Origin of the sequence: Variovorax frigidus, from assembly GCF_051216515.1 — a bacterium.
Classification (GTDB): Bacteria; Pseudomonadota; Gammaproteobacteria; order Burkholderiales; family Burkholderiaceae_C; genus Variovorax.
Genome location: NZ_JBPJZF010000003.1, coordinates 453,140 through 463,941 on the forward strand (window position 1 = coordinate 453,140; position 10,802 = coordinate 463,941).

Sequence of the window (10,802 nt, forward strand, 5' to 3'; positions counted from 1 at the left end):
CGCGGTCCTCCGGATGCCTTGCCTACCGCCGCGCCTCGCGCGCCACCTGCTGCGCGAACGCGCTGGCGCTGCCTTCGAAGGGCAGGTTGCTCATGCTGCGCAGCCGGGTCTGGAGCGCCGGGTTTTCCAGTGCCGTCGCCACGGCGCGGTTCAGTCGTTCGACCAGGGCTTCGGGCAGTTCGGGCGGCGCGAACAGGCCGAACAGCGAGTCGAGGTTCGCATCGTCGTAGCCGAGTTCGGCCAGCGTGGGCGTGTCGGGCAGCACCTTGAGGCGTGCCGGCGCACCGACGGCCAGCGCGACCAGCCGGCCCGCGGCGATGTCCTCCAGCTGCGCGGTGGCCACGTTGGTGGACAGCACTTCGAAGTGGCCCGCGAGCGCATCCAGCAACTGCTGGCCGCCCCCCTTGTAGGGGATGTGCACGATCTCGGTCCGGCTCGCACGGCGCACGCGGTCGAGCACCGCGTAGCCCGTCGTGCCTTCGCCGGTGGTGGCCCAGCGCACGCTGCCGGGCGACTGGCGGGCCTTGTCGACCATGCGCGCGAAGCCGTCGACGCCCAGGCTGCGTGTGCCGACGATCAGGATCGGCGTGCGCATGACGCCGGCCACGGGCACGGCCGCGCGCAATGCCACGCCGCGGCGCCTCGCGGCCTGGGCGCGCAGGGCGACGGCGGTGGCGGCCACGAAGCACAGGCTGTAGCCGTCGGCCGGGCGTCGCACCAGCAGGTCGAGGGCCAGGGTGCCGCTGGCACCGGCCTTGTTCTCGATCACCACGGGCACGCCCAGGTCCGCTGAAAGCACCTCGGCCAGCGCACGTGCGATCTGGTCGCTGACGCCGCCCGGCGGATAGGCCACCGTGATGTGGATGGCGCGCTGCGGCCAGCGCGAGGCGAAGGCGGCGCCGCCCAGCGGCAGGGTCAGCGGCAACAACAGCAGCGAACGGCGACAGCGGGAGATCGGGTCCCTAGTCGAAAGGGGCATGGTCTTTGCTGCCGGCGAGCTCGCGCACCAGCGCAATGAAGGCACCCGTGGGGCCATTGCAATCCGCTTCGCGGTAGACCAGCGTGAGCGGCGAGCGCAGGCTCTGCGCGTCCTTGAACGGCCGGTACACCACGGCCTGCGCGTGGGTGCCGCGCATCGATGCCGGCGCAATCGACAGGCCCATGCCCGCGGCCACGAGGTTCAGGTTGGTCATCATGTGTTCGACCTCGACCGCCAGCTCCACCTCCACGTTCTCGCGCGCGCAGGCGGCGAGCAGGTTGGCGTAGAGGCCGGGTGCGCCGGGGCGCCGGACCAGGATCAGCCGTTCGCCCCGCAGGTCCTCGAGCGCGACGGGCGTGGCGGCGTCGGCGGCCAGGCGGTGATCGATCGGGATGGCCAGCACCGACTCCTCCTCCAGCACCGGCTCGAAGGCCAGGCCGGCAGGGCGCGCGACGGGCACGCGCACGAAGCCGCAGTGGAGCCGCGCGTCGAGCACGGCGGCGGTGATCTCCGCGGCGTTGTTCTCGCTCACGTCGATCTGCAATTCGGGATGGCGGCTGCGGCACAGGCGCAGCGAGGCCGGCGTGAAGGCGTGGGCCGCGGCCGAGGTGGTGAAGCCGATCGCGATGCGCCCGCGCCGGCCCTCGACGAAGTCGAGCATGCGCGTCTGCAAGGCACCGAATTCCGCCAGCAGGCGCCGGGCCTCGGTCTGCAGCAGCCGGCCTGCCTCGGTGAGCCTGACGCCCTTGGGATGCCGGTTGAACAGCTCGGCGCCAATCTCCGTCTCGAGTGCGCGGATCTGCTGCGACAGCGGCGGTTGCTGCATGCCCAGGACCTCGGCGGCGCGGGTGATGTGGCCGGCATCGGCGACCGCCATGAAGTAGCGAAGGTGACGGATCTCGATATGCATTGTGTATGGAGGCCATATTTTAGACATCTTTGCCATATCGACTTCTTGTTTCCACAATCCGCGTATACCTACAGGAGACAATACTTTGAAAGCACTTTGCAATTCGGCGGCCGTGACGGCCGCTGCGGTCGCGGCCGTGATCGCCCTGTCCGCGTGTGGCGGCAGTTCCGACAACGGTGCCGGTGCCGCGCCCACGCAGCCGGTGACGCCGGCGCCGGTCGACCCGGTGCCTGTGGATCCGCCGGCACCCCCGCCCGAATCGACCGAAGCCGCGCCGAGCCCGGTCGCCTGCCCGGCGGCCGTGCCTTCGACCGCCAGTTGCCTGGGCGGCGTGGACTCGATGGGCGCCTACTACCTGATCGCCAAGCCCGCAGTCTGGAACGGCAAGCTGGTGCTGCATGCGCATGGGGGCCCCAGCCTCGACGCGCCCACCGCCGAGCGGGCCATCGAAGACCTGACGCGCTGGGCCGTGATGGTCGAGGCGGGGTACGCCTGGGCCGGCTCGACCTTCCGCCAGGGCGGTGTCGAAGTGCGCGCCGCCGTGGAAGACACCGAACGGCTGCGCGGCATCTTCCGCCAGCATGTCGGCAAGCCGACGCGCACGATCCTGCACGGCCAGTCGTGGGGTGCGGGCGTGGCGGCGAAGGCCGCCGAGATGTTCACTGCCGAGACGCTCGGTGTGCAGCCCTACGACGGCGTGCTGCTCACCAGCGGCGTGCTGGCCGGCGGCACCCGCTCCTACGACTTCCGCACCGACTTGCGCGTGGTCTACCAATACCTCTGCAACAACCACCCGCGTCCCACCGAAACGCCCTACGCGCTGAACCTCGGCCTGCCCGCGGGCGTGACCATGACGCAGTCGAACCTGTCGGCGCGCGTCAACGAGTGCCTGGCGCTGAACAAGGCGGCGGGCGATCGCACGCCGGAACAACAGGCACGTATCGCGACCCTCGAGAAGGTCATCAAGATCCCGTCGAGCGCGATCCAGTCGCACCTGAATTGGGGCACCTTCCACTACCAGGACGTGACCAGCAAGCGCACCGGCGGCGCGAGCCCTTTCGGCAACGCGGGCGTGGTCTACAGCGGTTCGGCCGACGACGTCGCGCTCAACGCGGGCGTGCTGCGCTACGGCGCCGACCCGGCCGCCTACAGCCGCTTCTCCACCGACACCGACCCCACGGGCAAGATCCCCGTGCCGGTGCTCACGGTCAAGTGGATCAACGACCCCACGGCCTTCGTCGAGCTCGATGCGCACTTCAAGTCGGTGATGCAGCAGGGCGGCAGCGGCGATCGGCTGGTCCAGACTTTCACCACCCAAGGCACCCACAGCTACATCAGCGGCCCGACCTATCCGACGCTGATGAATGCCTTGCTGGCCTGGGTGGAGCAGGGCGCCAAGCCCACGCCGGCCGCCATCGCGGCTGCCTGCCCGGCCAACGAGGCGAGCTTCGGCGTCGGCTGCAGCTTCGACCCCGCCTACACGCCCGCCGCGCTGGAAACGCGCGTGCCGGCCCGCGCCCGGCCGCAGTGACTCCCCTCCCAAAGCATCCAAGACACCGACTGAAAGATCCAGAGCGCTCATGAAACCCACATTGAAGAACACGCTGTGCCTGGCCCTGGGGGCCTTGGCCTCGGCCACAGGCGCACAGGCCCAGAATTTCCCCGACGGCAAGGTGATCACGATCGTGGTGCCCTTCGCAGCCGGCGGCCCGACCGACCGCGTGGCCCGTGACTTGGCCGAAGCCATGCGCAAGCCCCTGGACGGCGTGAGCATCGTGATCGACAACGCCGCGGGCGCTGGCAGCACCATCGGCAACGCCAAGGTCGCACGCGCCAAGAACGACGGCTACACGCTGCTGCTCACCCACGTGGGCATGGCCACCACCCCGGTGCTCTACCGCAAGCTGCCCTACAACTACGAGACCGACTTCGAGTACCTGGGCCTGATCAACGACGTGCCCATGACCGTGATCGGCAAGCCGCAGCTCGAAGCCAACAACTTCAAGGAACTGCGCGAGTGGATCGGCAAGAACCCGGGCAAGGTGAACCTGGGCAACGCGGGCATCGGCTCGGCCTCGCACCTGTGCGGCCTGTTGTTCCAGAGCGAGCTGAAGGCGGAAATGACCACCGTGCCGTACAAGGGCACGGCCCCTGCCATCGCCGACCTGCTGGGCGGCCAGATCGATCTGCTGTGCGACCAGACCACCAACACCACGAGCCAGATCGAGGCGAAGAAGGTCAAGCCGTACGCGGTGACCACGCTCAAGCGGCTGACGACGCCGGCCCTGAAGGACCTGCCGACGCTGGACGAGTCGGGCATGAAGAACTTCCAGGTGACGATCTGGCACGGCCTGTATGCGCCCAAGGGCACGCCGGCGCCGGTGCTGAAGAAGCTCAACGACGCGCTGAAGGTGGCGCTGAAGGACCCGGACTTCATCAAGAAGGAAGAGGGCCTGGGCGCGGTGGTGGTGACGGACAAGCGCGTGGAGCCGGCCGAGCACAAGAAGTTCGTGCAGGCGGAAGTCGCGCGCTTCGGCCCGGTGATCAAGGCGGCGGGCGTGTACGCGGACTGATCTCGCGCTTCGCTTGAGTGACAAAGCCGCCGGCCCTCGGGCCCGGCGGCTTTTTGCATGGCACGGCCGGCGATGTTGCCGGCGCGTCGACGTGCTTCAAGAAGTTAAGTCGAAAGAACTCATATCGTTTGGCGTCGGTTTTTTCCAGTCGGACGAGACGCCGTCATGTGGGCCGGAACGGGCCTACGGATGTTACGTAACGTTCCCTCCGAAACACGTGCGGAACGCGGGGTGGCATGCCTGCCTGGTGCCTCGAAAATTCGAATAAATCCTTTTGAATCAATGACTTGAAAGGGTTGGAGTCTGAATTCGCCGAGGGCGGGATGACTGCGGCACGCGAGTTGCGGAAAGACATGCATCTTTTTGTTCAAGAGGGTGCCATGACCATTCCATCGACATCGACCGCTGCGTCCACTTCCGTTTCCACGTCCGCCGTGGAGCCCGTTGTCATCGCGCAGGCTTCCGGCCTGCCGACGGCGGCACCCACCGGGGCTGTGGCCTCTGCCGTTGCGGCCACGCCGACCGGCGCCGGCACGCTATCGAACGCGACGCCCGGCGTCACGGTGATGCGTGGCGGCGAGACGATCGCCGTGCAGGGCTCGCAGTCGCTGCTGGCCGGCGACCGCGTGATCGTGCCAGAAGGCGGCCAGGCGGCCGTGACCTTCCCCTCGGCCACCGACAAGGCGCCGCTCACCGGTGTGTTCACCGGCGGCACCGACGCGACCATCGCGACCACGCGCCTGCCGGGCGGCCTGGAGCAGGTCGACGTCGACCTCGCTGCGGGCGATCTGGTGGTCACGCCGACCGAAGGCGCTGGCGATGCGGCCGCGGTGGCGGTGACGAAGAAGGTGGCGGCCGGTGCCGGCGGCATCGGCCTGGGCGAGTTCGCGCTGGGCGCACTGGGCGCGCTGGCGCTCGGCGCGGCGCTGAACGGCGGTGGTGGTGACGACAACAACGGCGGCACGAACGTGCCTCCGGGCAGCGGCGATGGCGGCGATGGAGACGCAGATGCCGACGCGGATGCGGATGCTGACGCGGACGGCGATGCGGATGCCGACGCGGATGCAGATGCAGATGCAGATGCCGACGCCGACGCCGATGCCGATGCCGATGCCGACGCAGATGCCGACGCAGATGCTGATGCCGACGCAGATGCTGATGCCGACGCAGACGCAGACGCAGATGCCGATGCCGATGCCGACGCAGATGCCGATGCCGATGCCGATGCCGATGCCGACGCAGATGCCGATGCCGATGCCGACGCAGATGCAGACGCCGATGCAGACGCCGATGCAGACGCAGACGCCGATGCAGACGCCGATGCAGACGCCGATGCAGACGCTGACGCAGATGCAGATGCAGATGCAGATGCAGATGCAGATGCAGATGCAGACGCAGATTCGCTGCTCGATCCAGCCGATGGACTCGTGGACGACCTGGTCGGCTCGGTCGACGACTTGCTCGGTACCGGTGGCGCGCTCGCGCCGGTGACCGGCGTCGTCGACAACGTGACGGACATCGTCGACGGTGCATTGGCACCCCTGCTCGGCGGCGCATTCACGCCCAACAATCCCAATGCGCTGGACCCGGTCGACAGCGTCGTGTCCCAGGTGGGCGGTCTGGCCGGCGGTGCGCTGAGCCCGCTGCTGGACCCGCTCCTGGGCAACGGTGTCACCGACGCGCTGCTCGGCGCAGTCGGCCAACAGGTCGACTACCTGACCGACGGCATCGCGCACCTGGTCGATGACGTGTTGATCGGCGACTTGGTCAACGGCCTGCTGGCCGACACGCCGGTGGCCGATCTGGTCAACGGCTTGCTGGGCGACGAAGGCCTGCTGGGCGAAGGCAGCCTGGTCGGCGGCCTGCTGGACGGCGTGCTCGGCGACGAAGGGCTGGTCGGCGGCCTGCTGGCGGACAACGGCCTGGTGGGCGGCTTGCTGGCCGAAGACGGTCTGGTCGGTGGCCTGCTGGGTGAAGACGGCCTGGTCGGTGGCTTGCTCGGCCCGGTGCTGGGCGACGAAGGCCTGCTGGGCGGTCTGACCGGCGAAGACGGCTTGACTGGTGCACTGCTGGGCCCGGACACATTGGTGGGTGGCCTGCTCGCCGAAGAAGGTCTGGTCGGCGGCCTGCTGGCCGACGACGGCCTGATCGGTGGCTTGGTGGGCCCACAGGGTCCGGTGGCTGGCTTGACCGGTGGCCTGCTCGGCGAGAACGGCCTGTTGGGCGGGCTGCTCAATGGGCTCGCCGGTGGCGACACGCCGACGCCGGGTTCCGACTCGCTGCTGTCGCCAGCCAACACGCTGGTCGGCAACGCCACGGACATCGTGGGCGACCTGCCCATCGTCGGTGGTCTGGTCGGTGGCGTGCTCGAGCCGGTGGGTGGCTTGGTCGATGGCACGACGAACCTGGTCGAAGGCCTGCTGGCACCGGTACTCGGCGACAGCTTCACCGCCAACGACCCCAACACGCTCGACCCGGTCGACGATCTGGCCGGCGGCCTGCTGGCCACGGCGGGTGGCCTGGTGAGCCCGCTGGCCGACGGCCTGCTGGGCAACGGTGCCACGGCCAGCTTGCTCAACCCCGTGCTCGGCCAGGTGGACTATCTCACTGACGGCGTGGCGAACCTGGTGGGCGGTGATCTGCTGGGTGGTGATCTGCTCGGCGGTCTTCTCGGCGGTGGTTTGGCGGGTGGCGACCTGCTCGGCGGTCTGCTGGGCGAGGACGGCCTGGTGGGCGGTCTGATCGGTGGCGACCTGCTGGGCGGTGACCTGCTCGGTGGCGTGCTGGGCGAGGACGGTCTGGTGGGCGGCCTGATCGGCGGCGACCTGCTGGGTGGCGATCTGCTCGGTGGCGTGCTGGGCGAGGACGGCCTGGTCGGCGGCCTGATCGGTGGCGACCTGCTGGGTGGCGATTTGCTCGGCGGTCTGCTGGGCGAGGACGGCCTGGTCGGCGGCCTGATCGGTGGCGACCTGCTGGGTGGCGATCTGCTCGGTGGCGTGCTGGGCGAGGACGGCCTGGTCGGTGGCCTGATCGGCGGCGACCTGCTGGGTGGTGACCTGCTCGGCGGCGTGCTGGGCGAGGACGGTCTGGTGGGCGGCCTGATCGGCGGCGACCTGCTGGGTGGCGATCTGCTCGGTGGCGTGCTGGGCGAGGACGGTCTGGTGGGCGGCCTGATCGGCGGCGACCTGCTGGGTGGTGACCTGCTCGGTGGCGTGCTGGGCGAGGACGGCCTGGTCGGTGGCCTGATCGGTGGCGACCTGCTGGGTGGTGACCTGCTCGGTGGCGTGCTGGGTCAAGACGGCCTGGTGGGCGGCCTGATCGGCGGCGACCTGCTGGGTGGTGATCTGCTCGGCGGCGTGCTGGGTCAGGACGGCCTGGTGGGCGGCCTGATCGGCGGCGACCTGCTGGGTGGCGATCTGCTCGGCGGTGTGCTGGGTCAGGACGGCCTGGTCGGCGGCCTGATCGGTGGCGACCTGCTGGGTGGCGATCTGCTCGGTGGCGTGCTAGGCGAGGACGGTCTGGTGGGCGGCCTGATCGGCGGCGACCTGTTGGGTGGTGACCTGCTCGGTGGCGTGCTGGGTCAGGACGGCCTGGTGGGCGGCCTGATCGGCGGCGACCTGCTGGGTGGTGATCTGCTCGGCGGTGTGCTGGGTCAGGACGGCCTGGTGGGCGGCCTGGTCGGTGGCGACCTGCTGGGTGGCGATCTGCTCGGTGGCGTGCTGGGCGAGGACGGACTGGTCGGTGGCCTCATCGGTGGCGACCTGCTCGGCGGCGTGCTGGGCGAGAACGGCCTGGTGGGCGGCCTGCTTGGCGGCGGCGCATCGGGTGGCGGTCTGCTCGGCGGCCTGCTCGGCGAGAACGGTCTGGTCGGCGGTCTGCTCGGCGGCAACAGCGGCCTGCTGGCGCCTGTCACGAGCGTCGCCGACAGCACCGCGGGTGGTGCCGGTGCCCCTGTCAACCACCTGCTGCAAGGCCTCCTGGCCTGAGGGACGGCTGGGCCCTCCCTCTGAACGCGGGCACGCACCAGGGTGCGGCCCGCGCCCTCCCAAAGGAACGCATATGAACCGATATCTCAGTCTGGGTCTGGTGGCCGCAGCCACTGTGCTCGCGGGTTGCGCGACACCGCGCGACGGCAGCGACCAGACCACCCACTACTACGCCAACCGTCCGGGCTCGCGTCCGGTCGCGGGGGTGCGCGTCAACCCGGCACCCCCACAGGCGGAGCGCGGGCCGATCGGCGTGGCCCGCATCGTCTACTTCGATTTCGACAAGTCGACCGTCCGGCCGGCCGATCGCAGTGTGGTGGAGGCGCATGCCAACTACCTTCGCGCGCGCCGTGCCGAATCGGTGGTGCTCGAAGGCCATACCGACGTGCGCGGCGGCCGCGAGTACAACCTGGCGCTCGGCCAGCGCCGGTCGGAAGCGGTGAAGAAGTCCATGGCGCTGCTGGGCGTGGACACGTCGCAGATCGAAGCCGTGAGCTGGGGCACGGAAAAGCCGGCCTCCCTGGAACAGACCGAGGCGGGCTACCAGCTCAACCGTCGCGTCGAATTCCGCTACCGCTGAGCCGGCCCCCCTCACGGAGACCGGAACGCAATGATCGCTTTCAGGGAACGGTTGCGAGCCTGTCGGGACCACCTGCTGTCGCACTGTGCGCCGCTGCCGGCGCCGTATCCGGCTTACGTGTTCTTCTTTTCGGCGACCGATGGGCAGCAGCGCGCGCATGTCGTGCACGCCGGCGGCCCGGACTTCACGACCGCATGGCAGCGCGGCGTCGAGCTGCTCCAGCAGTGGATCGATACGCAGGAGCCCGGCGCACTGTGGCTGCGCGTCGACTGGGTCGAAGGCGCACGCGCCGTGAGCTGGGAGCGGCTGACCCATCAGCTGGAGCTGACCAAGCGCAACTATTTCCGCTACGGCATCGCCTTCGACGAAGACTTCGAATACGCCTTCACGGAGCAGGAACTCAATGCCAACGCCATGCTGTACGGCGGCTCGGGCATCGAGCATGCGGTGGTCAATCGCGGCAACTTCGGCATCTACCACCGCACACGATTCGGCCCGGCTCCCATGCCCGAGCTGCCGCCCGCCGGTCAGGTCTACCTGCTGTCGACCCGCGGCGTGTTCTGCCAACCCGATGGCGTGCCGCATGCCATCGAAGGCGCGGGGCTGAACGCCGGTCGCCGGGTCGTCGACCGGCTCGATTCCGAGCGCGTGCTGGCGCTGGTGCGCAGCGGTTCGTCGTTCCTGGCACAGCAGGTGCGGGACAACGGCGCCTTCGTCTACGGCCACTTCCCGTGCTTCGATCGCCGCATTCCCACCTACAACACGCTGCGTCATGCCAGCTCGGTCTACGCCATGCTCGAGGCCTGGGAGCTCACGCGCGACGATGCGCTCAAGGACGCGATCGACATTGCCATCGAGCATGTGGCGAAAGTGTTGGTGCGGCAGTACACGCTGCCGGACGGCCAGGAGGTCGCCTTCCTGATCGACACGGCCGACGAGATCAAGCTGGGTGGCAACGCCGTGTGCCTGCTCGCGATGGTGAAGTATTGCGAGCTCATGGACAGCGACCGCTGGCTTCCCCTGATGGAGAAGCTGGCCTTGGGCATCGCTTCGCTGCAGGACCCGCAGACGGGCCGTTTCAACCATGTGCTCAACGCCGGCGATCTCTCGCTCAAACAGGCCTCGCGCATCATCTACTACGACGGCGAGGCCGCCTTCGGGCTGCTGCGGCTCTATGCACTCACGCGCGACGGCCGATGGCTGGCCGTGGTCGAGAAGGCCTTCGGCTATTTCATCGCCAACGAGCACTGGCGCGCGCACGACCACTGGTTGAGCTACTGCGTGAACGAACTCACGCGCTGGCGGCCGCTCGAGGTGTATTTCCGTTTCGGCCTGCTCAATGTGGCCGACCACCTGGACTTCGTGCTGGAACGCAAGACCACCTTCCCGACGTTGCTCGAACTCATGCTGGCCGCCGAGCAGATGCTGCGCCGGCTGCGCGCCATGCCGACGATGCGCCATCTGCTCGACGACTTCGACACCGCCAAGTTCTACCGTGCGCTCGAGCACCGCGCGCACTACCTTCTCAACGGATTCTTCTGGCCTGAGATGGCGATGTATTTCAAGAAGCCCGCGGCCATCAACGGGTCCTTCTTCATCCGGCACCAGGCCTTCCGCGTGCGCATCGACGACGTGGAGCACTACCTCTCCGGCTTCGTGGCGTACCACCGCTATCTGTTGCAAACACCGATCGTCGAATCTGTTGCCCTGATGTCGAAACAAGACTTGTCAAGAGTAACAATGCAGTGACAATTTGGGGGTGTGCACCGTGCGT

General features: G+C 68.7%; 7 protein-coding genes. 5 read left to right on the plus strand and 2 right to left on the minus strand.

The features are described 5' to 3' along the window. Positions 1–22 precede the first annotated feature (22 nt). Complete coding sequence (locus ACSFBC_RS11470; RefSeq protein WP_435510448.1) at positions 23–979, minus strand: tripartite tricarboxylate transporter substrate binding protein; 957 nt, start codon at positions 977–979, stop codon at positions 23–25. After that, positions 963–1,883 carry a LysR family transcriptional regulator gene (locus tag ACSFBC_RS11475; RefSeq protein ID WP_435510647.1) on the minus strand — a complete coding sequence of 307 codons (921 nt, stop codon included), beginning with the start codon at positions 1,881–1,883 and terminating at the stop codon, positions 963–965. Before ACSFBC_RS11475 ends, ACSFBC_RS11470 begins: the two co-directional genes overlap by 17 nt. A 91-nt stretch (positions 1,884–1,974) precedes the next feature. Between ACSFBC_RS11475 and ACSFBC_RS11480 the strand changes: the two genes are divergently transcribed. The 5 genes from ACSFBC_RS11480 to ACSFBC_RS11500 all read left to right on the plus strand — a co-directional run bounded on the left by ACSFBC_RS11480 (position 1,975) and on the right by ACSFBC_RS11500 (position 10,777). Beyond that, positions 1,975–3,420: a hypothetical protein gene (locus ACSFBC_RS11480; protein WP_435510449.1), complete on the plus strand. Its 1,446-nt coding sequence runs from the start codon at positions 1,975–1,977 to the stop codon at positions 3,418–3,420. Between the two features lie 49 nt (positions 3,421–3,469). Next, positions 3,470–4,462 carry a tripartite tricarboxylate transporter substrate-binding protein gene (locus ACSFBC_RS11485; protein WP_435510450.1) on the plus strand — a complete coding sequence of 331 codons (993 nt, stop codon included), beginning with the start codon at positions 3,470–3,472 and terminating at the stop codon, positions 4,460–4,462. Between the two features lie 380 nt (positions 4,463–4,842). Beyond that, positions 4,843–8,448 carry a hypothetical protein gene (locus ACSFBC_RS11490; protein WP_435510451.1) on the plus strand — a complete coding sequence of 1,202 codons (3,606 nt, stop codon included), beginning with the start codon at positions 4,843–4,845 and terminating at the stop codon, positions 8,446–8,448. Positions 8,449–8,521: 73 nt separating this feature from the next. Then, positions 8,522–9,028, plus strand: a complete 507-nt coding sequence (locus ACSFBC_RS11495) for an OmpA family protein (RefSeq protein WP_435510452.1) — start codon at positions 8,522–8,524, stop codon at positions 9,026–9,028. A 30-nt stretch (positions 9,029–9,058) separates the two neighbouring features. Further along, positions 9,059–10,777, plus strand: coding sequence for a Mur ligase (locus ACSFBC_RS11500; protein WP_435510453.1), 1,719 nt, complete (start codon positions 9,059–9,061; stop codon positions 10,775–10,777). Positions 10,778–10,802 lie beyond the last annotated feature (25 nt).